Raw genomic sequence first — 25,364 nt, forward strand, 5'->3', positions numbered from 1 at the left:
CCGGGACATCACCCGGGAGGGCGGACCCATCCGTCCCAGGAACCCCTCCTGCCGCGTGTCGGGGCGACACGCCCAGACGCACTGTCGTCAGATGCCTCCGGAGTGTCACCATTCCCGCCGACTGGGTGTCCACGGAGGCACCCGCACGGGGAAGGGACCACGGTGGACGATCACTTGATCACGCCTCGCCGCGCGTTGCCGCCGGTGCCGCCTCCGGGCCGGCAGTCCGGGACGGCCACCTTGGCACCGGCGGTGGACCAGACCAGCTGGTTCGACCCGCTGGACCCGATGAACGACTCGGCCGTGCACGCCGCGTTCACCGGCCTCGACCCGCTGGACGACGGCACGGCGGCCAAGGCCGCCCGGGACCTCATCCGCGAGTCCGGCCGCCAGCCGGTGCTCGACCAGGCCCTGCTGGAGGCGCTGGACGCCGCGGCGAAGGCCGCCGAGGCCCGTCGCGCGGTCACCCTCGCCGTCCTTCCGGCCACCGCTACGACCCCCTCCGTCATCGCGCCGCGGCCGGCACCGCCCGTGATGACTGCCGCACCCGTCCCCGTCACCGACCGCTCCGACGAGCCCGCCCTCGACATCTCTGCCGAGTTCGCCCGGCACGACGACCTGGTCGAGACCGCCCGGCACGCAGCGATGGACGACGGCTCGACGTCTGCCCCGACCCCTCCCCCACCGGCCACCGGCACCGGCCGACACCTGGCCCTCGACGTCGACGAGGACGCCGCCCGGCGCACCCACCGCACGGTGGTCACCCGCCCCTCCGGTCGACGCTGGATCCCCGCGGGGGTGGGCATCGGCGTGGTGGCCATCGTCGGTGCCGTCGTGCTCACCAGCGGGTTCGGTTCCGACGGGGGCCCCGTCAGCACCGACGAGGCCGCGCGAACGGGCACGAGCACCACCGAGCCCGCCCCACTGCCGACGAGTCCGCCGCCTGGGGCGAACACGATCGACCTGACCGTCCCGGTCGTCGTCGTCGAGGAGGAGCCGAGCCAGGTCCCCTCGCCCACCGCGTACACCCCGACCGTCGTCCAGCCACAGGTCGCCACACCGCCGACGGCGGGCAGCACCAGCCCGGCCCCCACCACGCCGGGGCCCAGCAGCCAACCCGGCACGCCGCCCAGCGCCGTCATGGAGGACCCGGCAGCCACCCTGGACGGGAACACCCCGGTCCTCGACCCCGAGCTCACCGACCCGACGGCGTCCACCGCGTCCGTGCAGGCGGACAGCAGCGTGCCGACCACCTGAGGCGGAACTCTCGCGCTGGCGAATGGTCCTGCATCCGCCACCCGACCGAACCGTGCTCCCGCACACTTCCCCGACGGCCATGTCCTCAGGGGAACGTTCGAACACCTGACCGATAACTACGCTGCGTGTTCGCCCACTAGGCGATGCGATGTAAATGCCTCCGGCGTGTCGCCACCAACACGCCGGTCGGGGCTGGTCCAGTGCGCACTGCGATCGATACCTTCCGTCTCCGTCAGCAGCGAATGACACGCATGCAATTCAACGGGGGACCACGATGGGCGGACATCGGCAGGACACCGGAAGCCGGCGGCGCTCGGAGTCCCGGACGGTCGGGCGACCACTGGGCCGCTCCGCACCGTCTCCCTCCCCACGGCTGCCCTCCCTGGACGACCAGACGTCAGGTGCGTCCACCGGATCCCGGCGTGCCCCGTCGGCGGGACCCTCGACGGGCCGTACCCGCGGCCCGTCCACCGGATCTTCCCGTGGTCCGACGACGGGCTCGCGACGTGCACCGCGGAGGACAACACCCCGGTGGCTGCCCATCGCGCTGGCCATCTGGATCGCCAGCTTCCTGGCCGTCCCGGCTGCCGTCCTGGTGCAGCAAGCGGTGTCCGCTGACGACGCCGCCGTGGTCGAGGCCGGAGACGTCATCGACGAGTCCGAGCCGTCGGCCGGGTCCTCCACCGGCGTCGGCGACCCCGGGGCAACGACCACCGCCCCCGCCGCCACCACCCCGCCAGATCCGGCCGACCTCACCGATGGTGCGGGTGAGGCCGTGGTACCCGGCACCGAGGTCGTCCCCCCGGGCCAGGGCGCGGTCTCCGAAGAGGTCGTGGCGACCTCGTCGGCTGTGCCGGCAGCGACCGTCTCGTCCTCCGCCTCCGTCGTCCCGAGCGGATCTCCGGCGACCTCACCCACCCCCGGCGTAATCAGCTCGCCCCCGGCCACCGAAGAGGCTCTGACCCCCGTGGAGCCGATGCCGCCTGTGCAGGACTCCCAGCAGGGCTACCCCGGCGCCGAGGCCGTACCGGCCCCCTGACCCGCAGGGGTCAGAGGCCGGCGAGCTCGTACCGCAGCGCGGACTCCACCTCGACCCGCAGCCGGTCGTTGCGCTCAGCGGTGCGCAGGGCACCGCCGAGCCACACGCCCGCGAGGCAGGCGAGCGCGAACCACACGAAGGGGAGCCAGAGCCACATCATCGGGACCTCGCCGGGAACTGCTGGGACGGTGCGCGGAACGTACAGGTGAACACCGGGTTCCCCGGCCCTGGAGCCGCAAAACGCCGGTGCGGCGCATCCCCCTTGGGGTGAACTGCCCGACAGGTGCTCAATGCCGCCCCCCGGGCGACCGACGTGGTCCCTGTGAACCCCCAGGTCCCCGACGGGCCCCCGCTGCCGACGACGCCCTCCCGCGTCGCCGTCGGGGCCGTCCTGCTGTCCCTGGGCGTGCTGGTCTCCGCCGCGCTGCCGTCCCCCGCCGACGACCTCGGCGTCGGCCTCCTGGCCGCGGTGGCCTTCCTCGTCGGGTCCTGGGCGACCTGGACCGCGGCCCGCCGCAGCAGCCACCCGCCCGTCTGGGGCTGGTACGCCCTCGGCCTGACCGTGGCCGGGACCGGCGCCACCCTGGCCCTGCACCTGCCCGGCTCCACGGTGCCGATGACCGTCGGCGCCCTGCCCGGCATGCTGCTCACCCTCGTCCCGCTGCAGCGGCTGCTCCCGCCCGGCACCTGGCGCCGCATGCGCGCCCAGCTGGTCACCTCGCTGCTGCTCCTGCTGGTGGCCAGCATGCTCTGCGCGCTCGCCTCGTTCGAGCTCGTCGCCGGCCGACGGCTGGGGCTGAGCACCCTGTTCGACGGCACCCTGGTGGCCCTCGGCGTCACCCTGTCGGCGCTGGTGTCCCTGGGCCTGCTGGTCCTGTCCACCACGGCCGGCAAGGTCCGCCGGGTCGCCGCCCTCGCGCTGGGTGCGCAGCTGGCCGTCGCCGTCGCGCTCGTGCTCATCGCCTTCGCCGACGAGGCCCGCGGCACCAGCCCCGCGCTGGTGGCCAGCACCGTCGCCGCCGTCGCCGCCCTCGGCCTGCTGCTGTGCGCCGCCCTGCTCGACACCACCCCCGGCACGCCGGCGTCGCCGGACGAGGCGCCGTCGGTCGTCGCCGCGCTCCTGCCGCACCTGGCCGCGCTCACCGCCGGTCTGCTGCTCCTGGCCGGGGTCCTCGCCTCCGGCAGCCTCGGCGCTCCGCAGTCCGTGCTCGGCGGGCTCGGCCTGCTGCTGCTCTTCGCCCACCAGACCGTCTCCTGGCGGGACGGCCGCGACCTCACCCGGCGCCTGCAGCGCAGCGAGTCCCGCTTCCGCGCCGTCGTCCGGGCCGCCGTCGACCAGGTGGTCATCCTGGACGGCCGGCTCGCCATCACCTGGGCCTCCCCGGGCATGGCCGACCTGATCGGCCGGACCCCCGCGCGGCTGGTCGGCCGGGACGTCCGCGTCGCCGTCCACCCCGATGACCGCGCCGCCCTCACCGCCGCCCTCCTCACCCCGCAGACCGACGCCGGGGACCGCACCACCACCGCCCGCGTCCGGCACGACGACGGCCGCTGGCGGCTGGTCCAGGCCCTCGTCCGCGACCTGCGCCAGGACCCCGACATCGAGGCCCTGGTCCTCTACTGCCGCGACATCACCCGGGTCGAGGCACCGGCCCCCGCGCAGGCCACCCACCAGCCGGCCGGCGGCAGCGACCCCGAGACCGGGCTGCCCGACCGCAGCGCACTGGTCGCCGGGCTGGCCGAGGTCCTGGACGGCGGCGGGCCGGGCCACGCGCTGGTGCAGCTCTGGGTGACCGGCCTGGCCGACGCGCACCGCGGCACGGCCGCACCGCCGGAGGTCGCCCTCGACCTGGCCGGCCGGTTCTCCCGCGTGCTGCGCACCGGCGACCGGCTGTTCCGGGTCGGCCCGCAGGAGTTCGCGGTGCTGCTGACCGGTGCGGTCAGCGACGCCGAGACGCTGGCCCACCGGCTGGTCGCCACCGTCGGTGCCGACGTCCCGGTCCTCGGTCTACGACTGTCGGCCTCGGCCGGCACCACCGCGGTGACCGCCGACGACCTCGAGCCCGTCCAGGTCGTGCGCCGCGCGGCGATGGCCATGGCCAGCGCCCGCACGGCCGGCCCCGGCCGGGTCCGCCGGCACTCGGTGGCCGCGCTGATCGCCGCCAACCGGCAGGAGGCCCTGCGCACCGACCTGGCGCACGCCCTCGAGCGCGACGAGCTGCGGCTGGTCTACCAACCCGTCGTCGACCTCGCGCTGCAGCGGGCCGGCTCCGTCGAGGCCCTCATGCGCTGGCAGCACCCCGTCTGGGGCGCCATCTCGCCGGCGGAGTTCATCCCGCTGGCCGAGGAGTCGGCCATGGTCACCACGCTGGGCCGCTGGGTCATGCACACCGCGACCGCCGCGGTCGCCGCCCTGCACCGTCCCGACCTGTCGGTGGCGGTCAACGTCGCCGCCCGGCACGTCCGCAGCGGCCAGCTGCTCGCCGACGTCCGGGACGCGCTCGCCGCCAGCGGCCTGCCCGGCGACCGCCTGGTCCTCGAGCTGACCGAGTCGGTGCTGCTCGACGAGGCCCACGTGACCGACGACCTGGAGGCCCTGCGCCGCCTGGGCGTGCGAATCGCGGTCGACGACTTCGGCACCGGCTGGTCCTCGCTGGCCTACCTGGTCGGGCTGCCGATCGACGTGCTGAAGATGGACCGGCAGTTCCTCGCGTCGGTCGAGTCCGGCCCCCGCCACCAGGCGCTGTGCCGCTCCGTCCTGCACCTGGGCACCAGCCTGGGCATGGACGTCGTGGTCGAGGGCGTGGAGACCCCCCGCGAGCTCCAGCTGCTGCGCGACATGGGGCACCGGTTCGTGCAAGGCTTCCTGCTCGCCCGGCCCACCGAGCTGGGCCGCCTGGAGGACACCCTGGACGAGATCCCGGCTGCCCTCCACGCCGGCACCGCCGACGACGTCCGGGAGGTCGTGCTGTGAGCCGCGGCCTGCGCACCAGTGCGGTCGCCGTGCTGCTCGGCCTGCTGGCCCTCGTCCCGGCACTGGCCCTCACCCCGCCCGCGGGCACCGGCCTCCAGCCCGACAACCTGCTGATCGGGATCCTCGCCGGCATCGGGGCCGTCCGCGGCTTCCGCGCGACCCGGGGGATGACCGGGCTGCTGGCCCTGACCTGGCGGCTGATGGCCGGCGCCGGGGCGCTGTTCTCGCTGGCCAGCCTGATCACCGGCAGCGGCCTGGCCGGTGCGTTCGGGGTCGCCGGCGTCGGCGACCTCCTCCTGCTCGTCGTGCTCTGCATCCCGCCGGTGGTCTGCGCGCTGCTGGCCAACCAGGTGCGGACGGCGGGCTGGCTCACCCTGCTCGTCGACGGCGCCACCGTCGTCCTGGCGCTCTCGGTCGCCGCGGACGTGTTCGTGCTCTCGGCGCCCGACCAGGTCGGCCGGGTCGATCCCCTGGTCGTCGGCTACACCGGCTACGCCGTCCTGGCCGTGGGCCTGGCCGGCGCGCTGTGCACCGCCACGACCCGCGAGCTGCAGCGGTCCTCGACCGCCGTCGTCGCGTCCGCCCTGCTCGTCGCCGCCGCCGTGGCCATGCTGGCCGTCGGCATCGACCGGCCCGGGCTGCTGTGGCAGGCGCTGGGGGACGTCGCCTGCGTGCTCTGCTTCGAGGCCGGGGTGCTCGCCGTCCTGTCCTCGCCGCGGCACCTGTCCTCCCCCGACGACGTCGTCGCCCGCAGCCCGCGGGTCAACCCGGCCGGCATGTCGATCACCGTCCTGGCGACGTTCGGGCTGCCGGCGGCCCTGCTGGTCGCCCTGGCGCGCGGCCAGGCGCTGACCCCCTGGTCCATCGGGGCCGTGTCGGCCGTCGTGCTGCTGCTGCTGGTCCGCAGCACCCTGCGCATCCGGACCAGCACCCGGCTGGTCGCCGACCTCGTGCGCAACGAGGAGGACCTGCGCGACCTCGTCGAGGGCAGCTCCGACGGCGTCGTGGTCGTCGACGACGACCTGCGCCTGCGCTTCGCCTCCCCCGCCGCGCGCACCCTGCTGGGGCTGCCCGCGGGCACCGGCGACCCCGACCGCCGGCTGCCCGACCTGGTCCTCGCCGAGGACCGGGACCGGATCGCCGAGCAGCTGGACGACGGCACGGCCGGCACGCTGCACCTGCGGATCCCCGGCACCGACCGGCCCACCGAGCTCGAGGTCACCCACCACGAGCACCGCGGCGAGGGCCGCCGGGTGCTGCACCTGCGCGACGTCACCGTGCGGCTGCGCCGCGAGCGCGAGCTCGAGCGGATGGCCTACACCGACCACCTCACCCGGCTGCCCAACCGGGCCCTGCTGTTCCAGGAGCTGGCCCGCCCCGCCGGCGAGCGCTGCCTGCTGGTGCTCGACCTCGACGGGTTCAAGGCGGTCAACGACGTCGCCGGCCACGAGGCCGGTGACCAGCTGCTGGTCGAGGTGGCCCGCCGGCTGCGCACCGTCGTCCGCGACCAGGACGTCGTCTGCCGGCTGGGCGGCGACGAGTTCGCCGTCGTCGTCGACGGCACCCCCGCCGAGGCCCGCGAGGCGGCCCAGCGGGTGGTCGACATCATGGCGCTGCCGCACCGGACCGCCGGCTTCACCTTCGCCATCGGCGCGAGCGTCGGCGTCGCCGAGGTGCAGGCCGGCGGCGGCCAGCTGGCCTTCCGCGAGGCCGACACCGCCCTGCGCGCGGCCAAGCAGGCCGGCAAGGGCTGCGTCCGGGTCTGGGCCGACGGCACCGGCTCGTCGCCGTCGGGCGACTCCGTGGCCGCCGCGCTCGCCGCCGGCCACATCGAGCTGCGGTACAGCGTCGCCGGCGGCGAGGGCCAGCCCCAGCGGGCGCTGCACGGGGAGCCGTTCTGGCGGCACGCCTCGGGCGACCTGCTGCCGGCCGCCGAGCTGTGGGCCGCCGCCGGCCGGCAGGGCCAGGACGGCGCGCTGCAGACCTGGGTCTTCGCCGAGTCCACCCGCACGGCCGCCGACCTGCCCGGGGTCTCGCTGCTGGCCCTGGACCTGCCGGCCGGGCACGTGCGCGCCGACCAGCTGCTCGACGACGTGCGGTCGGCGCTGGCCGCCACCGGGTTCCCGGCCGAGCGGGTGTCCCTGGCGGTCACCGAGGAGGCCATCCTCACCGCCGGTGCCGAGCTGGTGCCGGTCCTGCACGAGCTGCGCGCCCTGGGCGTGCGGATCTGCCTGGACGACTTCGGCATGGGCCAGACCCTCTACGCCCACCTGGCCCGCCTGCCGCTGACCAGCGTCCGGATCGACGTCGCGGCCCTCGGCGGCGGCGGCGACACCGCGCACGCGCTGAAGGTCGTCCGGTCGATCGTCCTCAGCGCGCAGACCTTCGGCCTGGCCGTCGTCGCCCACGGCGTCTCGCCCGGCCCGCTGCTGGACGACGTCCTGGCCTGCGGGGTGCACATGGTGCGCACCCGGGAGGACCTGCGGCACGTGACGGCCGAGCGCGTCCGCGAGGAGCTGGCCACGGGCGCGGAGGCCGTGCGGATACTGGCCCGGTGACCCTCACGGTCCTCGGGCACTCCAGCGCCCGGGTCGAGCTCGCCGGGCGCACGGTGCTCACCGATCCCCTGCTCACCGGCCGGGTCGGCCCGCTGCGCCGGGTCGCACCCCCGCTGTCCCCGTCGTCCTGGGCCGGGGTCGACCTCGTGCTGCTGAGCCACCTGCACGGCGACCACCTGCACCTGCCCTCCCTGCGGCTGCTCGGCCGCGGCACGACCGTCGTCGTCCCGCGCGGGGGCGGGGCCTGGTTGCGGTCCAAGGGCTTCACCGCCGTCGTCGAGCTGGCCCCCGGCGAGGTGCACACCGACGGCCGGCTCACCGTCACCGGCACGCGAGCCGTGCACAGCGGGCACCGCTGGGGACCGCGGTCCACCCACGGCCCGGACGCCGCCGCCATGGGCCACCTGCTCAGCGGGGACGGCGTCACCGTCTACGCCGCCGGCGACACCGACGTCTTCCCCGCCATGGCCGACCTCGGGCCGGTCGACGTCGCGCTGCTGCCGGTGTGGGGCTGGGGCACCACGCTGGGGCCGGGCCACATGGACCCCGCCGGCGCCGCGCTGGCCTGCACGCTGCTGCGCCCGCGGTTCGCCGTCCCGGTGCACTGGGGCACCCTCGCGCTGCCCGGCGTGGCGCGGACCCGCCGCATGCGGTCGCTGCTGGTCGACCCGCCGCGCCGGTTCTCCGATGCCGTCGCCGCTACCTGTCCGGCCACCACGGTCCTGGTCACCGACCCCGGCTCCCCCGTCGCGCTGCCCACCACCTGGACCGCCGCGTGAGCGTCCTGGCCGCGAGCTGGACCGACAGCAGCTCCCTGGGCTACCCCGTGCTGTTCGGCGGGGTGCTGCTCGGCTCGATCATCCCGGTCGTGCCCACCGGACCGCTGCTGTCGGTCGCCGCCGCGGTCGCCATGACCACCGACCGGCTGGACATCGCACTGGTCCTGCTGCTGGCCACCGTCGCCGCCTTCCTCGGCGACGTCGTCACCTTCGCCGTCGCCCGGTTCGGCGGGCCCGCGGCCGTGCGCTGGGTCGCCCGCGGCCAGCACGCCGGCCGGCTGGCCGAGGTGCAGGAGCAGTTCCGCGCGCACGGCTGGCAGATCGTCGTCGTCGGCCGGTTGCTTCCCGCCGGCCGGATCCCGGTGCTGGTCGCCGCCGGCGCGCTGGCCTACCCGTGGCGCCGGCTGCTGCCGGCCTCGTTCGGGGCCGCGGCGCTGTGGGCGGTCGCCTACGCGCTGCTCGGGGTGGTCAGCGGCGGCATCTTCGACTCCCCGCTGGTCGCCACGCTGGTCGCCACCGGCCTGGTGCTGGTCGTCGGGCTGGTCTCCAACCTGGTGGCCAGCCGCCGGCGCAAGGCCAAGCAGCAGGCGGCTGAGCAGGAGACCCGGTGAGCGCACCGCACCGCCCCCCGCCCGGCCGGGTGCTGACCGGCGGCCGCCTGGTCGCCCGGGTGCTGCTGGTCTGGGCGCTGACCACCGCCGCCCTGCTGGTGCTCGACCGCTGGCTGACCGGCTTCGCGATGAACTCGTGGTGGCAGCCGCCGGTGGCCGCGCTGCTGCTGGGCGTGCTGGCCGGCGTGGTCTGGCCGCTGCTCATGCGGGTCGCGCTGCCGCTGGCCTTCTTCACCCTCGGGCTGGGCGGCTTCGTGGTGCTCGGGGCCGGCGTCCTGGGCATCTTCATCGCCATCCCGGGCGTCGTCGTCACCTCCTTCAAGACGTCGGTCGTCGTCGCCGTCTCCATGGCCGGGGTGGCCGCGGTGATCAGCAGCCTGCTGGCCGTCGACGAGGACGAGCTGTTCTTCCGCCGTGCCCGCCGCAAGGACGTCGCCGCCGCGTCCACCGACGTCCCCGGCGTCCTCTTCCTGCAGGTCGACGGGCTGGGATTCGCCACCGCGCAGCGCGCCGTCCGGGACGGCACGATGCCCACGCTGGCCGCCTGGCTGCGCGAGGGCAGCCACGCGCTGACCTCCTGGCACACCGACTGGAGCTCGCAGACCGGGGCCAGCGTCTGCGGGATCATGCACGGCTCCAACCACGACATCATCGGGTTCCGCTGGTACGAGAAGGACCGCGACAAGGTGGTCGCCGTCTCGCACCCCGAGGACGCCGCCCTGGTCGAGACCCGGCACAGCGACGGCGCCGGCCTGCTCTCCGGGGACGGCGCCGGCCGCGGCAACCTGTTCACCGGCGACGCCCGGCACGTGTCGCTCACCATGAGCTCGCTGGCCCTCGTCGTCCCCAAGGGGGCGCGGCGGGACCGGCGCGGCCGGGACCGCGTGGGCGCCGGGTACTACGCCTACTTCGCCAACCCGGTGAACGCGCTGCGCACGCTGGTGGCCTCCCTCGTCGACGTCGGCCGGGAGCTCGCCGCGGCGGGCAAGCAGCGGCGCGCCGACGTGCGCCCGCGGATCGACCGCGGCGGGCTGTACCCGCTGGCCCGCCCGGGGACGACGGTGATCGCCCGCGACGTCGTGGTGGCCGCCCTCATCGAGGACATGCTGGCCGGCCGGCCGGTCGCCTACGCCGACTTCCTGGGCTACGACGAGGTCGCCCACCACTCCGGGATCGAGCGCTTCGACACCCTGGAGGTGCTGCGCTCGATCGACCAGCAGATCGGCCGGCTGTGGCGGGCCACCCAGCTCGCCCCGCGGCCCTACCACCTGGTCTGCCTGTCCGACCACGGCCAGACGCAGGGCTGGGCCTTCGCGAACCGCTTCGGCGAGACCGTCGAGCAGCTGGTCGGCCGGCTGTGCGGCGGCGACCCCGACGGCGGCCGGTCCGGTGACCGGCAGCGGGCCACCGAGGGCTGGCAGGTGGGGGCCGCCCTCGCCGAGGCCGCCAGCGGGCCGGGGCTCATCGCCCGCCGGCTGCGCGACCGGGTCGAGCGGGCCGGGTCCGCCGAGCACACCCCGCGGGACGCCGCCGGTGCACCCGGCGCGGTCGCCCGGGTCGCCCCCGGTGTGGTGTGCGTGGTCAGCGGCCACACCGCGATGGTCTCGTTCACCGAGCTGCCCGGCCGGGTGCCGATCGAGGTGATCGAGCGCCGCTGGCCGCACCTGCTGCCCGCCCTGGTCGACCACCCGGGCGTCGGCTTCCTGCTGGTGCACTCCGAGGAGTTCGGGCCGGTGGTCCTCGGCCGCGACGGGCTGCACAGGCTGGACTCCGGGGTGGTCATCGGCGAGGACCCGCTGGCCCCCTACGGCGAGCACGCCGCCCGGCTGGTCGCCCGCACCTCCACCTTCCCGCACTGCGCCGACGTGATGATCAACAGCCGGATCGACCCGGCGACCGAGGAGGCGTCGGCGTTCGAGCCGCACGTCGGGTCGCACGGCGGCCTCGGCGGGCCTCAGCAGCACGGGTTCCTCACCTACCCCGCCGGGTTCGCCGACCCCGGCGAGGTGGTCGGCGCCGAGCACCTGCACCGGGTGCTCCGCGGCTGGCTGACCGACCTGGGCCACCCCGACCCCCGGGCCGGTCGACCACACCCCTCAAGCTCGGCCGCGCAGGTGTCGATCACCGAGGGGTGACCCTGCTCGAGCACCCCGTCCTGGCGCCGTCCCGCGCGCCCGGGACCGTGCTGTCCTGGGTGCTCCTGGTCTCGACCCCCGACCCCGACGCGGCCGCCCCGGCCCTGCGCCGGGAGACCCGTCTCGGCGACCACGTGGACCGGGACGGCGACGACCTGGTCCTGACCCTCGCCGTGCGGGCCGCCGACCTCGACGCCCTCGCCGACCGCCTGCTCACCGTGGTCGAGCGGGCCACCGGCCGGCCGGCCGCCGCCGGGGTCTGCCTGGCCGACTCCGGGCTGACCGACCCCGAGGTGCTGCGCCGGGCCCGCGCCGGGATGGCCGTGGCGTGGGCCTGCGGCGGCAGCCGCGTCGTCCGGCACCCCTGACCTGCGTTACGGCGGTGTGGCCCGGCCGGGCCGCCGGTGAAGATCGTGTGAACCGCGTCCCGCCGACGAGACACGCGGCCCCGGCTGCCCGACAGTGGGGGCATGCGACCCGACGCCCGCGCCTGGTTCGAGAACCGCACCACGTCCGCCACCTCCCTGGCGGAGATCGACGTCCCCGCCCTGCTCGCGGCCAAGCGCCGCGGCGGGCACGCGGTGAGCGTCGTGCTGCCCGCCCGCAACGAGGCGGCCACCGTCGGCGGCCTGGTCACCGACCTGGTGCAGCGGTGGGTCCGCGACGTCCCGCTGGTGGACGAGGTCGTGGTGATGGACTCCGACTCCACCGACGACACCGCGGCGATCGCCCGGGCCGCCGGCGCCGTCGTGGTGGCCACCGCCGACGTGCTGCCCGGCCAGGGCACCCGGCCCGGCAAGGGCGAGGCGCTGTGGAAGTCGCTGGCCGCCACCACCGGCGACCTGGTGGTCTTCATGGACTCCGACCTGCTCAACGACGTCTCGCACTACGTCCCCGGGCTGCTGTCCCCGCTGCTGGCCGACACCCGGGTCTCCTACGTCAAGGGCTGCTACACCCGGCCGCTGAGCGTCGACGGCCAGGTACGGGCCGCGGGCGGTGGCCGCGTCACCGAGCTCACCGCGCGGCCGCTGATCAACGCCCTGTGGCCCGAGCTGGCCGGCTTCGTGCAGCCGCTGGGCGGTGAGTACGCCGGCCGCCGGTCCGCCCTCGAGCAGGTGCCCTTCGTCTCCGGCTACGGCGTGGAGGTCGGGCTGCTGGTCGACCTGCTGCAGGTCTGCGGCCTGCCCGGCCTGGCCCAGGTGGACCTGGGCACCCGGGTGCACTCGCACCAGACCGACGAGGCCCTCGGCGTGATGGCCGGCCAGATCGTGTCCACCGTCCTGGCCCGCGCCGCCCGCGGCAGCACCGACCGGCACCGGGTCTCCCCCGGCGGCCTGCTCACCCAGTTTGCGCACGACGGCGAAGGCTTCGTGCCCACCAGCATCCCGGTGGCGGTCGACCAGCGCCCGCCGATGGTCGCCGTCGCCGAGTACGTCGACCGCCTCCGCGCCGCGGTCTAGCTACCGCAGCGGGGTGTCGTCCAGAGCAGCGACGAGGTCGGCCGGGGTGTCGTAGAGCTCGACCGCGCCGGCGTCGCGCAGCTCGTCGTCGCCGAACCCGCCCGAGCGCACGACGTAGGCCGGCATGCCCGCCCGCCGGGCGGCCTGCACGTCGTACACGGAGTCGCCGACCACCACCGCCGGCGCGTCGATCGGCTCCCCGAGCTTGCGCAGCGCCGTCTGCAGCAGGTCGGGCGCGGGCTTGGAGGCCTGGACGTCGTCGCTGGTCGTCCACGCCTCGGCCAGGTCCCGGGCGTCGAGCAGGTCGAGGTAGTGGTCGACCTGGTCGGCCTTGCCCGAGCTGGCCAGCACCAGCCGGTGGCCGCGCTCGCGGACGGCCACCAGGAGGTCGCGCGCGCCGGGCAGCGGGCACAGCTCGCCCAGCAGCGGCTGCACCTCGGCCTCCCACCGGTCCCGGGCCGCGTCGCCGAGCCGCTCCTCCAGCTCGTCGCCACCGACCGCGGCGACCAGCTGGTCCCCGCCCATGCCGATCAGCCGGTGCAGCCGCCACACCGGCACGACCTCGCCCAGCGAGCGGAAGGCCCGGTACCAGGCCAGGGCGTGGTGGTAGTTGGAGTCGACGAGCGTGCCGTCGACGTCGAGGACGGCGATCTGCGGAGGCATCGTCGTACCGTTCCCCGCCGCCACGGGGTCCCAACCCCCTCCCGCTGCCAGCGGGCGACGGCCCCGTGCGGCAGGATCGGTGGGTGCCTCTCGCCAGCCGTACCGACGGGGCCCCCGCCCTCCCGCAGCCGCCGACCCTGGTGTCCCGCTGCCCGGGCTGCGGGGCCGTGCTGGCCGCCACCCCCGGCATCGAGGCCCGCCACCCCGGTGCCTCCCCCGGCTGCACCCGGTTGTTCGACGTCACCGTGCGGGGCCTGCGGGACGAGGCGCCCAGCGACCTGCGGGCCGCCCAGCTGGTCGAGCTGGCCACCACCACCTACGACGCGCAGCACTCCCCGGACCCCGAGTCGCTGCACCGCCTGCGCGCCGCGCTGGGCGAGGGCGCCCGTCGTCCGGTGCGGGACACCCCGCCGCGCCGCTGGCGCACCACGGTCGCCGACGTCGCCGCCGACCTCGACGTCGTCGACCTCGCGGTGCTGCTGCGCTCCTGGGCGCAGGCGGTCTCGGCGGACTGGGCCGACGAGAGTTCCTGATCGAGGCGTTCCGGAACGAGCGGAACGACTTCTTCCCCTTACCCTCTGCACCATGCCCGACCAGGCGGCCAGGGATCGTCGCGCCCAGAAGAAGGCCCTCACCCGCATCGCCGTCCGCCGCGCCGCCCAGCGGCTGTTCGCCGAGCGCTCCTTCGCCGAGGTCACCGTCGCCGACATCGCGGCCGCGGCCGACGTCGCCGTCCAGACGGTGTTCAACCACTTCCCGACGAAGGAGGACCTCTTCTTCGCCGACCGCGCGGCCTGGGTCGCCGGCCCCGCTGCGGCGGTGACGAACCGGCGGCCGGGCACCGCCGCGGTGGCCACCGCGCACTCCTGGCTGGCCGACCAGGTGGCCGAGGTGCCCGAGCTGCTCACCCGGGCCGACGTCCGCACGTTGAGCGCGGACATCCTGGCCAGCCCGTCGCTGCGGCTGCGCCAGCGCGAGCTCTTCCGGGACTCCGAGGACCAGCTGGCCGTGGCGCTGCACACCACCTGGTCCATCGAGGTCGGCGAGCTGCCCGGGCTTGAGCTGGCGGCGAGCATGACCAGCGCCCTGCTGGTGACCGCTGCCCGGGTGGTCCTCACCGACCAATGGCGCCAGCTGGTCGAGGTCCCCCTGGACTCACCCGCCCTGGCCGACCGGGTGGCCGAGGTCCAGCGCACGTCGCGGCAGGCCCTGGCCGCCGTCGGCGGGGACTTCCCGCGGCTGGCCGACCGGGAGGGCACACCCTCGGCGCTGCGGACCGTCGCCCGCCTGGAGGCCGGGAAGCCGGCCGACGACCGCGTCGCCCGGTCGATCCGGCCCGCCGGCGGTCAGCCGACGGCGACCACGGGCAGCAGCACCGTGTCGACGAGGTCGGCGACCTCGTCGGCGGACATCGGCACCGCGAACGCGGTGTAGCGCTCCCACCAGAGGGCCTGCACCAGGGTGCCCAGCAGCTCCAGGCGCGGACCGGCGACCGGCTGCCCCCGCTCGGCCGAGCGGTGCGCGAGCTCGGCGAGCACCGTGGTCAGCGGCTCGACGACGGCGTCCTGCAGGCCGGCCCGGAGGTCCTCGTCGTGCCGTGCCGCGCCCACCAGGCTGGCCGCGGCGCGCTCCTGCTTGTCCAGCGGACGGGTCCACGGCTGCAGCAGGGCGACCAGGTCGTCGCGCAGCGAACCCTGGTCGGCCGGGCGGGGCACCAGGTCGAAGCCACCCACCGCGTGCCGCACCAGGGCGGCCATCGTGGGCCAGCGACGGTAGATGCCGGCCTTGCCCGCCCGGGCCCGGGCGGCGACCCGGTCGCTGTTGAGCCGACCCCAGCCCTCGTCGGCCAGGATGTCGACGGCGACGGCGACGAGCTGCTCCGACAACTCGGCGCTGAGCGGGCGGCCGGGGGACTTCACACCCGGACGGGAAGCAAGGTCGGAGCTCGTCACACCTGCATAGTGCACGGTGGAGTGGATCCACCACAACGACCGACGCGATGGCGTGACCCACAGTCACAGCATCCCGGCCGGTCGCTCACCGGGCGTGAGGTGACGACCTCACACGTGCCACGGGAAACGGCTGAAGTCGGCCGGCCGCTTCTCCAGGAAGCTGTCCCGGCCCTCGACGGCCTCCTCGGCCATGTAGGCCAGCCGGGTGGTCTCCCCGGCGAACAGCTGCTGGCCGACCAGCCCGTCGTCGACCAGGTTGAACGAGTACTTCAGCATCCGCTGCGCGGTCGGGCTCTTGGCCACGATCTTCCGGCCCCAGTCCAGCGCGGTGGCCTCCAGCTCGGCGTGCGGGACGACGGCGTTGACCATGCCCATCCGGTGCGCGTCGGCCGCCGAGTACTCCTCGCCGAGGAAGAAGATCTCCCGGGCGAACTTCTGGCCCACCTGGCGGGCGAGGTAGGCCGACCCGAAGCCGCCGTCGAAGCTGCCGACGTCGGCGTCGGTCTGCTTGAACCGGGCGTGCTCGGCGCTGGCCAGCGTCAGGTCGCTGACCACGTGCAAGCTGTGCCCGCCGCCGGCCGCCCAGCCGGGCACCACGCAGACGACGACCTTGGGCATGAAGCGGATCTGCCGCTGCACCTCCAGGATGTGCAGCCGGCCGCTGACCCCGGCGCCGGCCTCGTAGCCGTAGCGCCCGCGCACCCGCTGGTCACCGCCGGAGCAGAACGCCCAGCCGCCGTCCTTCGCGCTGGGCCCGTTGCCGGTGAGCAGCACGCACCCGACGTCGGTGGCCAGCCGGGCGTGCTCCATCACCTGCAGGAGCTGGTCCACCGTCTGCGGCCGGAAGGCGTTGCGCACGTCGGGCCGGTCGAAGGCCACCCGGACCACGCCGGCGTCGACCGCCCGGTGGTAGGTCAGGTCGGTGAGCCCCTCGAAGCCGGGCACCGCCGTCCAGGCCGCGGGGTCGAAGGTCTCGGAGACGCCGTCCAGTGCACTCACGCCCGCGGACGCTACCCGCCGGTCAAGGCGTCCTTGGCCCGGTGCCAGAGCCCCCGTGCCGGCGCCCCGACGGCCTCCCGCAGCCCGTCGGCGATCACCAGCGGTGCCGCCGGGTCGCCCTTGAGCTGGGACTTCGCGGTGTTCACCACCTGCTGCAGGGTCAGGTGCGGCGGGATCAGCGGGACGTTCGCGTCGACCACCGCGTCGACGACGAACGGGCGGTCGGCGGCGAGCGCCTCCTCCCACAGCCCGGGCACCTCGTCCTTGCCGCTGATCCGCCGGCCGCCCAGCCCGAGCAGCCCGGCCCAGTCGGCGTAGGGCACGTCGGGCAGGTCCTGGCTCTCGGCGAACGGGACGTCGCCGACCAGCGCCCGCATCTCCCAGGTCACGAAGGACAGGTCCCGGTTGTTCAGCACGAGGACGACGAACCGCGGGTCGGCCCAGGTCTTCCAGTACCGGCTGACCGTGATCAGCTCGTTGACCCCGTTCATCTGCATCGCGCCGTCGCCGATCACCGCGAACACCGGCCGGTCCGGGTGGGCGAACTTGGCCGCCAGGGCGTACGGCATGCCCCCGCCCATGGACAGCAGGGTGCCGCTGAGGCTGCCCAGCATCGAGGGCCGGACGTCGATGTCCCGGGCGTAGAAGCTGGTCGCCGTCCCGCAGTCCACCGCGAGCACGGCGTCGTCGGGCAGCCGGTCGGACAGCTCGCGGACGACGTACTCCGGGTTCAGCTCGTGGGTGTCGGCGGCGACCCGGGCCTTCGACGTCTCCCGCCAGGCGTGCGTCCACTCCCCGACCTGCTCGCGCCAGGCGCCGTCCCGGTCGGTGCGCAGCAGCGGCAGCAGCGCGGCCAGGGTGGGGCCGGCGTCACCGACCAGGTTGACCTCGGTGTCGTAGCGCAGCCCGCACTGCGCGCCGTCGATGTCGATCTGCACGGCCCGGGCCTGGCCCGGGGCGGGGTAGAAGTCGGAGTAGGGCATGTTCGACCCCACGACCAGCAGGACGTCGCACCCGCGCATCAGGTCCCAGCTGGCCCGGGTGCCCAGCAGCCCGATCGCCCCGGTGACCCAGGGCAGCCGGTCGTCGAGCACGGTCTTGCCCAGCAGCGCCTTGGCCACCCCGGCGTCCAGCGCGTCGGCCACCGCGGTGAGCTCCGCCGTCGCGCCCAGCGCGCCGGCACCGGCCAGGATCGCCACTCGTCGCCCGCTGTTGAGCAGGTCCGCCGCCTGCTGCAGCGCCGCGGCCGGCGGGCTGGTCGGCCGGGTGCTGGGGACGGCGCTGGTGTGGAAGTAGCCGTGCCCGTCCGGCGGCTCGAGGACGGCGTCCTCCACCAGCACGTCGCTGGGCAGCACCACGGCGGTGACGGTGCGCTGGGCCAACGCCGTCCGGGCGGCCCGGTCGACCACGTGCCGGACCTGGGACGGGTCGCTGACCTGCGCGACGTAGGCGCCGGCGACGTCCTTGACCAGGTTGAGGAGGTCGACCTCCTGGTAGTAGCCGGCGCCCTGCGCGGTGAGGGCGGTGTGCCCGAGCAGCGCGACGACGGGCTGGTGGTCCAGCTTCGCGTCGTAGAGGCCGTTGAGCGCGTGGATGGCCCCCGGGCCGGACGTGACGACGACGCAGCCCAGCTCGCTGCCGCCGTACTTGACGTCGGCCGCGGCCGCGAAGGCCGCCGTCTCCTCGTGCCGGACCTGGACGAACTCGGCGCTGCCGTCGTCCACCGCCTTGCGCAGCGCGCTCATCACGCCGCCGACGCCGTCGCCGGGGTAGCCGTAGTACCGGTGGACCCCCCACTCGGCGAGCCGGGCGACGACGTGTTCTCCGACGGTGGTCATGGCAGTCCCCTACCCCGGGCACGCCCGCGGGCGAACCCGCACAGTGGGGCCATGCGCGTGGGCACCCTCAACCTGGCCTCGGGCCGCGGCGACGACGGGGTGTCCGCCTCCCGGGACGACCTGGTGGCCGCGCTCGCGGGGCTCGACGTCGACGTGCTCGCCCTGCAGGAGGTCGACGTCGACCAGCCGCGCTCGCACCGGGTGCACCAGCCGTCGGCCGTGGCCGAGGTGCTGGGCGCCACCGACTGGCGGTTCGCCGCCACCCTCGCCGGCACGCCGGACCCGTTCGCCTCCTGGACGGCGCTGGACCCCGCGCTGGACGACGGGGCGCTGGTCGGTCCGCACTACGGCGTGGCGCTGCTGTCCCGGCTGCCGGTGCGGCGCTGGCACGTCCTCGGCCTCACCGCCGGGCCGCTCAAGTTGCCGCTGGTCGCCCCGGACCCGCGCACCGGTGCCCGCCGGCTGTGGTGGTTCCCCGACGAGCCGCGGGCCGCGATCGCCGCGGAGCTGGACGGGGTGACCGTCGTCGGCACGCACCTGTCCTTCGCCGCGCCGTCGGCGGCCCGGCAGCTGCGCCAGCTGCACCGCTGGGCCGCCCGGCTCCCCGGCCCGGTGGTGGTCGCCGGCGACCTCAACCTGGGCGGCTCGCTGTCCGCGCTGGTCACCGGGGGCCGGCGGTTGGTCACCGGGCGGACCTGGCCGGCACCGGACCCCAAGGTGCAGTTCGACCACGTGCTGTCCCTGGGCGGGGCGACCGGGTCGGACCCGGAGATCCGCCGGCTGCCGCTCGGGGACCACCGGCTGGTCACGGTGCGGGTGGCAACCGCCGGTCGGCCAGCCTGAACCCGAGCAGGAGGACGACGGCCAGCACGGCCACGAAGGCCAGGTTGCGCAGCGCGGCGGCGTAGCCGATCTCGACGACGTCCAGGAACGGGTAGGGGTACCAGTCGGTGAGCGCACCGAGCGCCAGGGCGTAGCCGATCCAGGCCAGCGGCCAGACCATCGACCAGCCGACGGTGGCGCCGGTGACCCGCGGCCGCGGCCCGAGCAGCAGCCAGCTGCCCAGGGCGAGCACCGGGGCGACGTAGTGCAGCCCCGCGTTGGTCCACCAGCCCAGGCCGGTCGGGTTCAGCGCCGGGCCGAGCACGAAGACGTAGACCAGGCCGGTGATCGTGATGCCCAGCAGCGAGGTCAGCCGCAGCACCCGCCAGCCCCGTCCGTCGTGCCGGGCGTCGCGGGTCAGCGGCAGCACCGCGGCCAGCACCAGCAGGTTGCTCTGGATCGTGAAGTAGGAGAAGAACCGCAGCACCCGGGTGCCGGTCCCCGGGGCGTCCGCCGGGACCAGCACGTTCGCGCCGCTGATCGCCCGGCCGAGCTCGGTGAGCACCGAGAGCACCACCACCACGGCCAGCACCGTGTGCACCACCCGGGCGCGCCGGTCGGACTTCCGCAGCTCGGTCACCGGCCGACCCCGAGCAGCGGGCGCAGCGTGTCCAGCGACGCGGCCAGGCCGGGGTGCAGCGGGACGCCCGGGTCGGCCAGCGGCACCCAGGCCACCCCGGTGCTCTCGGAGTTGAGCCGCAGGTCCGCCGGCTCCAGCGCGCCCGCCGGGACGGCCAGCACGGTGGTGTAGCTCCACCCGCCGTGGTCGTCCACGGAGTGCTGGCCCAGGGTGAGCTGGCTCGAGCCCAGGCCCAGCTCCTCCCCTGCCTCCCGCAGCGCGCCGTCGGCCGGGCTCTCGTCGGGGTGCAGCGCGCCGCCGGGGGTGCCCCAGGTCCCGCCGTGGTGGCTCCACTCCACGCGGTGCTGCAGCAGCACCTCCACGCCGTCCGGTCCGGGGCGGTGGACCAGCAGCCCGGCGGCCCCCGCGAGCCCCCAGTGCCGGTGGCCCAGGTCGCAGGTGGTCCACCCGTCGGTGGGCGAGGTGTGCGGCACGCGCCCATCCTCCCCCGCCGCACGCCTCCGTGGCCGGTTGCCGGGGTCGGGGGTGGTTCTGCACGGTTGCGGGCCGGTGCAACGGCCCGCGACCGCAGGAGATCGCCCGCGACCCCGGTCGCCGTAGCGCAACCAGGGCTATTCAGCCGGTCGCCGTCCACAAGCGGGCGGGCCTTCCACAGATCGCCGGCGACCACCCTGCCCGATCCGCCGGACTGCCAGCGTCACGGCATGACGCTCGTGCTGCCGCTGGTCACCCGGGAGACCGCCCGTCCGTGCCTGGGGCTGGTGACCCGACGCGCCCTGTTGGCCGCCGGGGTGACCGACCGGGAGATCGCGGCATCCGTCCGCCGGGGGCGAGCTGCGCCGGGTCCGGAAGGGCGCCTTCATCAGCGCGCCCGACCTCGCGGAGGTCGAGCGGACCCACCGGGTCCCGGGTCTGCAGGCACTGGCGGTCGCCGATGCCGTGGGTGACGCCGAGGCGCCGTTCGGGTTCGACACCGCAGCGTGGATCTGGGCACTCCCCCGCCCGGCCCGACGGCGGGGCACCCCCGAGCGGGTGCACCTGGTCGATCCGCAGGGCGTGGGCGGGCGGGGCTCCGACTGGGTCCTGCACCGCACCGGGCTGCTCCCCGAGGAGGTCACCCGCCGCGGCGCCTACCTGCTGACCGGTGCGGCGCGCACGGTGGTGGACGTGGCCCGGACCTGGAGCGAGGTGGACGCGGTCGCCGCCGCCGACGCCGCCCTGCTGCGGGGGTTGACCACGAAGGCCGAGCTGCTGGCGACCCTGGACCGGCACGCCACCGTGGCCGGCACACCCGCGGTGCGGCGGGTGCTCGACCTGGCCGACGGACGTGCCGAGAGCTGGCTGGAGACGTGCGGCCGACTGGCGTTCGCCGCGGGCGGTCTCCCCCCGTTCGTGCCGCAGGTCGAGATCTGGCTGGACGGGGAGCTGCTCAAGGTGGTCGACGGCTGGTACCCCGAGATCGCGTTGGCCGTCGAGTTCGACGGGCTGACCAAGTACCGGGGGACGGCGGAGGAGGCGCGACGCACCATCGCGGAGGAGAAGCGGGTGGAGGACCTGCTGCGCTCGTTCGGCATCCGGTTCGTGCGGGTCACCTACCGGATGCTCACCCAGGGGTGGACGCAGCTCCGGGACCGCGTGCTGCGGGAGCTGGCGGTGGCCGGCCCCCCGGCGCGGGCGTTCGAGGAGCGGCCGAGGTCGACGGGGAAGGTGCGCGGCGGGGTGCAGGCCGACGACGGCTGGCTGTGGCGTGCCCAGGACGCGGTCGGCGGCCCGGGAGGTCCCACCGGGACGAGCACCCCGGCCCTGGGGGCGTGACCGGGTTGCGGGTCGTCCTGCACGGTCGGGGGCCGTTGCGCTGGCCCCCGACCGTGAGCGATCACCCGCTACCCCGCCCGCAGCCGCAGCTGCCTACCGGCGGAGGGGGCGGCGGCGGGAGGTGATGACGCCGGTGTCGAAGCCGGCCAGGTGCAGGCCGCCGTGGAAGCGGGCGTGCTCGATCTTCAGGCAGCGGTCCATGACCACCTCGAGGCCGGCGTCCGAGGCCCGCGCGGCCAGCGCGTCGTCGGAGAGCCCCAGCTGCAGCCAGAAGGTCTTCGCCCCCACGGCGATCGTCTCGTCCAGCACACCGGGCAGGTCGGCGGGCTTGCGGAACACGTCCACCAGGTCCGGCACACCCGGCAGCTCGGCCAGCGACGGGTAGACCGGCCGGCCCAGGATCTCGTCGACCCGCGGGTTGACGAACCAGACCTCGTACGGCGTGGTCGACAGCAGGTAGGTGGCCACGAAGTAGGAGGCCCGGGACGGGTTGTCCGAGGCGCCGACGACGGCGACCGTGCGGGTGCGGTCCAGGATGTCCTGCCGCTCCCCGGCGGTCGGGCTCACGACCGCACCGCCGCGGTCAGCGCCTGGTCCAGGTCCCACAGGATGTCCTCCACGTCCTCGAGCCCCACGGAGATCCGGATCAGGTCCGGCGAGACCCCGCCGGTCTCCAGCTGCTCCACCGACAGCTGGCCGTGCGTGGTGGACCCGGGGTGGATCACCAGGGTCCGGGCGTCGCCGATGTTGGCCAGGTGGCTGCACAGCTGCACCGACTCGATGAACCGCCGTCCGGCGTCCCGGCCGCCGACCACCCCGAAGCTGAACACCGCGCCCGGCCCCTCGGGCAGGTACCTCTGCGCCCGTTCGTGGGACGGGTGCGAGGGCAGCCCCGAGTACCGCACCCAGGCCACCCGGTCGTCGGCCTCGAGCCACTCGGCGACCCGCTGGGCGTTCGCCACGTGCTCGCGCATGCGCTGTGGCAGCGTCTCCACGCCCTGCAGCAGCAGGAACGCGCTGTGCGGGGACAGCGAGGCGCCGATGTCGCGCAGCTGCTCGCTGCGCAGCTTGGTCAGGAAGCCGTACTCGGCGAAGTTGCCCCACCAGGACAGCCCGCCGTAGGACTCGGTGGGCTCGGTCATCTGCGGGAACCGGCCGTTGTCCCAGGGGAACGTGCCGGCCTCGACCACGACGCCGCCGATCGTCGTCCCGTGGCCGCCGATGAACTTGGTCGCCGAGTGGATCACGATGTCCGCACCGTGCTCGATCGGCCGGCACAGCCACGGGGTCGCGGTCGTCGCGTCGACCACCAGCGGGATGCCCGCGGCGTGCGCGACGTCGGCCAGGCCCCGGATGTCGCTGACCTCGCTGCCGGGGTTGGCGACCACCTCGGCGAACAGCAGCTTGGTGCGGTCGGTGATCGCCGCGGCGTAGTCGGCCGGGTCGGTGCCGCGCACGAACGTCGTGGTCACCCCGAACCGGCGCAGGGTCACGTCGAGCTGGGTGATCGTGCCGCCGTACAGCGACGCCGCCGCGACGATCTCGTCGCCGGCCCCGGCGAGGGCGGCGAAGGTCAGGAACTCCGCCGACTGCCCGGACGACGTCGCCACCGCCCCGAGCCCGCCCTCCAGGGAGGCGATCCGCTCCTCGAACGCGGCGACCGTGGGGTTGCCGATCCGGGTGTAGACGTTGCCGTACTTCTGCAGCGCGAAGAGGTTGGCCGCGTCGTCGGCGCTCTCGAACACGTAGCTGGTGGTCTGGTAGATCGGCACCGCGCGGGCACCGGTGGTGGGGTCGGGCTGCCCGCCGGCGTGCAGCGCACGCGTGCGGAAACCCCAGCTGCGGTCGGCCATGCCGCCAGTGAACCCGACGGTTGCCACCGGCACCCGCCGGGCACCGGGACCACGACCGACCGACGAGCAGAGGAGACGGCATGGCCAGCGGAGTGGCGAGCGTGTGGGTGCCCGTGGACGACATGGACCGGGCCCGGGCCTTCTACCGGGACACCCTCGGGCTGCCCGAGGGCAAGGTCACCGAGGACTGGAGCGAGTTCGACGCGAACGGCCTGATGATCGGGCTCAACGCCCGCGAGGGGACGGCGCGGCACGCCGAGGGCGGCGCGGTGATCACCTTCCAGCCCGACGGCGGGATCGACGCCGAGGTGCAGCGGCTGCAGGACGCCGGGGTCGAGTTCGCCGGCGGGATCAGCGAGCACCCGTGGGGCCGGATCGCCCCGTTCACGGACTCCGAGGGCAACGACCTGCAGTTCTACGCACCCCCGGCGTGAGGCGGCTGCCGGGGTCCGCGCGGGCCCCGGCAGACTCCCCTGCGTGACCACCACCGTGCAGCTGCGCCGCTACACCGTCGAGCCGGGCCGGATGGCCGAGTTCGTGGCCTGGTTCCCGGGCATCCTGCCGGTCCGCGAGCAGTACGGCTTCCGGGTGCTCGAGGCCTGGGTCGACGAGGCCAACGACGCGTTCGTGTGGTCGGTCGCGCTGGACGGCGACGAGGCCCGGTTCCTCGAGGTCGAGGCGACCTACAACGCCTCCGCCGAGCGGGCCGCCGCCTTCGAGACGTTCCCCAAGGTGATCACAGCGCAGCTGAACTCGTTCGTCCGGCCGGCTCGGTAGCGGCCTCGCCGTCGGGGGTCTCCCGCAGCGCCGCGCGGCGGAACCGCCAGATCAGCCCGAGGACGGCGAGCTCCACCCCGGCGGCACCCGAGGCCACCCACTGGTCGGTGTAGAACAGCAGCACGTTGACCAGCGTCAGCGCCAGCAGCAGGCCGCCCTGGCCGACCTCCACGCCGCGCCGGTCCCGGCCGCGCAGCAGCAGGACGGCGGACACCAGCAGCAGCACGCCGACCACGACGTCCAGGCCGACGCGGGCCAGCAGCAGCGTCGTGCCCAGCCCGTCCTGGATGTCCACCCGGGCGTAGTCGTTGGCCGCGTCCGCCAGGGTGGTCGTCGTCCCGTCCAGCAGGTCCAGGCCGATGAAGCCGACCACGGCGAGGTCGCCCACCGCGACCACGCCCAGCACGGCCAGCGCGCCCGCGGTGAGCCGGCGCAGGCGGGTGCCGGACAGGTTCCGGTCGGCCCACGCGTCCGCCCGGTCGGCCAGCCGGCGCAGCCGGCCCGGCTCCTCGACCCCGCCGTCCAGGGCGCCGCTGCGGGTGAGCTCCAGCAGGTCCCCGGCCAGCCGGGACAGCCGCTCCACGTCCGACCGGGAGGCCGACTCCAGTCGGCGCTCGAGCTCCCGGCGGTCGTCCCGGGACAGGTCGCGGTCGACGACGTCGCCCAGCAGCTCGAGCGCGGCGTGCAGCTCCGACCGCGGCGACCCGTCGCGCTGCCCGCGCACCCGCAGGTAGGTCCACAGCGCGAGCACGAACACCGCGTAGGCCACCGGCGCGGCCGCGGCGAAGAAGTAGTCGTTGTCGACGGTGATGAACTTGCCGATCTCGTCGACGAACAGCCCGGCGCCGACGCCGGTGGCCAGCCCCGCCGCGAGCAGCGCCGACCGGTTGGCCAGCACCAGCGGCAGCATCCCGCCGACGAAGAGCAGCAGCCCGCCCCAGACGGCGTGCGCGATGTGCAGGGTGTCGCCGCCCACGGTCGGGTACCCGGTGAGCTCCAGGTACAGCCGGGTCACCACGATCGACCCGCCGAAGCCGAGGAGGACCAGGAACAGGTAGCGGTCGGCGTCCAGCCGCCGGACGAGGTGGTCCAGGCGGCGGCGCAGGGCGGAGGGCACACGGTGACCTGCCCCCACGGGTTCCGGGTCAACCGCCCAGCAGGCAAGGTGACGCGGGGCCGGACCCACCCGTCC

At 75.3% G+C, this 25,364-nt stretch carries 25 protein-coding genes; 15 read left to right on the plus strand and 10 right to left on the minus strand.

Annotated features, from left to right (window positions below; translation table 11 throughout):
• The first annotated feature begins 252 nt into the window (after positions 1–252).
• Together UXQ13_RS07550 and UXQ13_RS07555 are read left to right on the plus strand one after the other, a co-directional pair.
• Complete coding sequence (locus UXQ13_RS07550) at positions 253–1,257, plus strand: hypothetical protein (RefSeq protein WP_336392110.1); 1,005 nt, start codon at positions 253–255, stop codon at positions 1,255–1,257.
• Positions 1,258–1,864: 607 nt separating this feature from the next.
• The gene (locus UXQ13_RS07555) at positions 1,865–2,296 is read left to right on the plus strand and encodes a hypothetical protein (RefSeq protein WP_225236125.1); all 432 of its coding nucleotides are present in this window, start codon (positions 1,865–1,867) and stop codon (positions 2,294–2,296) included.
• A 10-nt stretch (positions 2,297–2,306) separates the two neighbouring features.
• Here the strand turns inward: UXQ13_RS07555 and UXQ13_RS07560 are convergent, their stop codons facing one another.
• Positions 2,307–2,453, minus strand: coding sequence for a hypothetical protein (locus UXQ13_RS07560; protein ID WP_225234159.1), 147 nt, complete (start codon positions 2,451–2,453; stop codon positions 2,307–2,309).
• A 165-nt stretch (positions 2,454–2,618) separates the two neighbouring features.
• Here UXQ13_RS07560 and UXQ13_RS07565 point away from each other — a divergent pair, with 165 nt between their 5' ends.
• The 7 genes from UXQ13_RS07565 (at position 2,619) to UXQ13_RS07595 (ending at position 12,813) form a co-directional block, all read left to right on the plus strand.
• Entirely contained in the window at positions 2,619–5,270 is a 2,652-nt protein-coding gene (locus UXQ13_RS07565; protein ID WP_225234158.1) for a putative bifunctional diguanylate cyclase/phosphodiesterase, read from the plus strand.
• Positions 5,267–7,828, plus strand: coding sequence for a diguanylate cyclase domain-containing protein (locus UXQ13_RS07570; RefSeq protein ID WP_336392111.1), 2,562 nt, complete (start codon positions 5,267–5,269; stop codon positions 7,826–7,828). The genes UXQ13_RS07565 and UXQ13_RS07570 overlap by 4 nt, the downstream gene beginning before the upstream one ends.
• Positions 7,825–8,607, plus strand: a complete 783-nt coding sequence (locus tag UXQ13_RS07575) for an MBL fold metallo-hydrolase (RefSeq protein WP_336392112.1) — start codon at positions 7,825–7,827, stop codon at positions 8,605–8,607. Before UXQ13_RS07570 ends, UXQ13_RS07575 begins: the two co-directional genes overlap by 4 nt.
• Positions 8,604–9,218, plus strand: a complete 615-nt coding sequence (locus UXQ13_RS07580; RefSeq protein ID WP_225234155.1) for a DedA family protein — start codon at positions 8,604–8,606, stop codon at positions 9,216–9,218. The genes UXQ13_RS07575 and UXQ13_RS07580 overlap by 4 nt, the downstream gene beginning before the upstream one ends.
• The gene (locus UXQ13_RS07585; RefSeq protein WP_225234154.1) at positions 9,215–11,353 is read left to right on the plus strand and encodes a phage holin family protein; all 2,139 of its coding nucleotides are present in this window, start codon (positions 9,215–9,217) and stop codon (positions 11,351–11,353) included. The genes UXQ13_RS07580 and UXQ13_RS07585 overlap by 4 nt, the downstream gene beginning before the upstream one ends.
• Entirely contained in the window at positions 11,350–11,721 is a 372-nt protein-coding gene (locus UXQ13_RS07590; protein WP_225234153.1) for a hypothetical protein, read from the plus strand. The genes UXQ13_RS07585 and UXQ13_RS07590 overlap by 4 nt, the downstream gene beginning before the upstream one ends.
• Positions 11,722–11,823: 102 nt before the next feature.
• Positions 11,824–12,813, plus strand: coding sequence for a glucosyl-3-phosphoglycerate synthase (locus UXQ13_RS07595; protein WP_225234152.1), 990 nt, complete (start codon positions 11,824–11,826; stop codon positions 12,811–12,813).
• Here UXQ13_RS07595 and UXQ13_RS07600 read toward each other — a convergent pair whose 3' ends face one another.
• Entirely contained in the window at positions 12,814–13,476 is a 663-nt protein-coding gene (locus tag UXQ13_RS07600) for an HAD family hydrolase (protein WP_225234151.1), read from the minus strand.
• Between the two features lie 83 nt (positions 13,477–13,559).
• Here UXQ13_RS07600 and UXQ13_RS07605 point away from each other — a divergent pair, with 83 nt between their 5' ends.
• Positions 13,560–14,009 carry a DUF5946 family protein gene (locus tag UXQ13_RS07605; protein WP_336392113.1) on the plus strand — a complete coding sequence of 150 codons (450 nt, stop codon included), beginning with the start codon at positions 13,560–13,562 and terminating at the stop codon, positions 14,007–14,009.
• 52 nt (positions 14,010–14,061) lie between these two features.
• Positions 14,062–14,910, plus strand: a complete 849-nt coding sequence (locus UXQ13_RS07610; RefSeq protein WP_336392114.1) for a TetR family transcriptional regulator — start codon at positions 14,062–14,064, stop codon at positions 14,908–14,910.
• Here the strand turns inward: UXQ13_RS07610 and UXQ13_RS07615 are convergent.
• The 3 genes from UXQ13_RS07615 to UXQ13_RS07625 form a co-directional block, all read right to left on the minus strand.
• Positions 14,823–15,395, minus strand: a complete 573-nt coding sequence (locus UXQ13_RS07615) for a TetR-like C-terminal domain-containing protein (protein ID WP_225234148.1) — start codon at positions 15,393–15,395, stop codon at positions 14,823–14,825. The two genes, UXQ13_RS07610 and UXQ13_RS07615, sit on opposite strands and share 88 nt — an antisense overlap.
• A 141-nt stretch (positions 15,396–15,536) precedes the next feature.
• Positions 15,537–16,427 (minus strand): 1,4-dihydroxy-2-naphthoyl-CoA synthase, encoded by an 891-nt coding sequence (locus tag UXQ13_RS07620; RefSeq protein ID WP_225234147.1) that lies wholly within the window; start codon positions 16,425–16,427, stop codon positions 15,537–15,539.
• Positions 16,428–16,438: 11 nt separating this feature from the next.
• A complete protein-coding gene (locus UXQ13_RS07625; protein ID WP_225234146.1) occupies positions 16,439–18,265 on the minus strand; it encodes a thiamine pyrophosphate-requiring protein in 1,827 nt (608 codons plus the stop codon).
• Between the two features lie 51 nt (positions 18,266–18,316).
• Between UXQ13_RS07625 and UXQ13_RS07630 the strand changes: the two genes are divergently transcribed.
• On the plus strand, positions 18,317–19,108 hold the full coding sequence (locus UXQ13_RS07630; protein WP_336392115.1) for an endonuclease/exonuclease/phosphatase family protein: 792 nt from the start codon (positions 18,317–18,319) through the stop codon (positions 19,106–19,108).
• Here the strand turns inward: UXQ13_RS07630 and UXQ13_RS07635 are convergent.
• Both UXQ13_RS07635 and UXQ13_RS07640 read right to left on the minus strand, forming a co-directional pair.
• Complete coding sequence (locus UXQ13_RS07635) at positions 19,071–19,727, minus strand: Pr6Pr family membrane protein (RefSeq protein WP_225234144.1); 657 nt, start codon at positions 19,725–19,727, stop codon at positions 19,071–19,073. The genes UXQ13_RS07630 and UXQ13_RS07635 overlap by 38 nt on opposite strands.
• Positions 19,724–20,200 (minus strand): NUDIX domain-containing protein, encoded by a 477-nt coding sequence (locus tag UXQ13_RS07640; RefSeq protein ID WP_225234143.1) that lies wholly within the window; start codon positions 20,198–20,200, stop codon positions 19,724–19,726. The genes UXQ13_RS07635 and UXQ13_RS07640 overlap by 4 nt, the downstream gene beginning before the upstream one ends.
• A 466-nt stretch (positions 20,201–20,666) precedes the next feature.
• Here UXQ13_RS07640 and UXQ13_RS07645 point away from each other — a divergent pair, with 466 nt between their 5' ends.
• Positions 20,667–21,542: a hypothetical protein gene (locus tag UXQ13_RS07645; protein ID WP_225234142.1), complete on the plus strand. Its 876-nt coding sequence runs from the start codon at positions 20,667–20,669 to the stop codon at positions 21,540–21,542.
• Between the two features lie 93 nt (positions 21,543–21,635).
• Here UXQ13_RS07645 and UXQ13_RS07650 read toward each other — a convergent pair whose 3' ends face one another.
• Both UXQ13_RS07650 and UXQ13_RS07655 read right to left on the minus strand, forming a co-directional pair.
• Complete coding sequence (locus UXQ13_RS07650; RefSeq protein WP_225234141.1) at positions 21,636–22,109, minus strand: CoA-binding protein; 474 nt, start codon at positions 22,107–22,109, stop codon at positions 21,636–21,638.
• Positions 22,106–23,395, minus strand: coding sequence for an O-acetylhomoserine aminocarboxypropyltransferase/cysteine synthase family protein (locus UXQ13_RS07655; RefSeq protein WP_225234140.1), 1,290 nt, complete (start codon positions 23,393–23,395; stop codon positions 22,106–22,108). The genes UXQ13_RS07650 and UXQ13_RS07655 overlap by 4 nt, the downstream gene beginning before the upstream one ends.
• Before the next feature lie 80 nt (positions 23,396–23,475).
• Between UXQ13_RS07655 and UXQ13_RS07660 the strand changes: the two genes are divergently transcribed.
• Both UXQ13_RS07660 and UXQ13_RS07665 read left to right on the plus strand, forming a co-directional pair.
• The gene (locus tag UXQ13_RS07660; RefSeq protein ID WP_225234139.1) at positions 23,476–23,829 is read left to right on the plus strand and encodes a VOC family protein; all 354 of its coding nucleotides are present in this window, start codon (positions 23,476–23,478) and stop codon (positions 23,827–23,829) included.
• Positions 23,830–23,872: 43 nt separating this feature from the next.
• Complete coding sequence (locus UXQ13_RS07665) at positions 23,873–24,172, plus strand: hypothetical protein (protein WP_225234138.1); 300 nt, start codon at positions 23,873–23,875, stop codon at positions 24,170–24,172.
• Here the strand turns inward: UXQ13_RS07665 and UXQ13_RS07670 are convergent.
• Positions 24,132–25,289, minus strand: a complete 1,158-nt coding sequence (locus tag UXQ13_RS07670; RefSeq protein WP_336392116.1) for a hypothetical protein — start codon at positions 25,287–25,289, stop codon at positions 24,132–24,134. The two genes, UXQ13_RS07665 and UXQ13_RS07670, sit on opposite strands and share 41 nt — an antisense overlap.
• Between the last annotated feature and the right edge of the window lie 75 nt (positions 25,290–25,364).

Origin of the sequence: Klenkia terrae (assembly GCF_037083865.1) — a bacterium.
In the GTDB taxonomy this organism is placed as follows: domain Bacteria; phylum Actinomycetota; class Actinomycetes; order Mycobacteriales; family Geodermatophilaceae; genus Klenkia; species Klenkia terrae.

What these genes read in the sequence shown, in the direction of transcription:
- UXQ13_RS07560 (WP_225234159.1), bottom strand. Translation starts at nt 2,453, where the DNA reads ATGTGGCTCTGGCTCCCCTTCGTGTGGTTCGCGCTCGCCTGCCTCGCG.
- UXQ13_RS07595 (WP_225234152.1), top strand. Translation starts at nt 11,824, where the DNA reads ATGCGACCCGACGCCCGCGCCTGGTTCGAGAACCGCACCACGTCCGCC.
- UXQ13_RS07600 (WP_225234151.1), bottom strand. Translation starts at nt 13,476, where the DNA reads ATGCCTCCGCAGATCGCCGTCCTCGACGTCGACGGCACGCTCGTCGAC.
- UXQ13_RS07610 (WP_336392114.1), top strand. Translation starts at nt 14,062, where the DNA reads ATGCCCGACCAGGCGGCCAGGGATCGTCGCGCCCAGAAGAAGGCCCTC.
- UXQ13_RS07625 (WP_225234146.1), bottom strand. Translation starts at nt 18,265, where the DNA reads ATGACCACCGTCGGAGAACACGTCGTCGCCCGGCTCGCCGAGTGGGGG.
- UXQ13_RS07630 (WP_336392115.1), top strand. Translation starts at nt 18,317, where the DNA reads ATGCGCGTGGGCACCCTCAACCTGGCCTCGGGCCGCGGCGACGACGGG.
- UXQ13_RS07655 (WP_225234140.1), bottom strand. Translation starts at nt 23,395, where the DNA reads ATGGCCGACCGCAGCTGGGGTTTCCGCACGCGTGCGCTGCACGCCGGC.
- UXQ13_RS07660 (WP_225234139.1), top strand. Translation starts at nt 23,476, where the DNA reads ATGGCCAGCGGAGTGGCGAGCGTGTGGGTGCCCGTGGACGACATGGAC.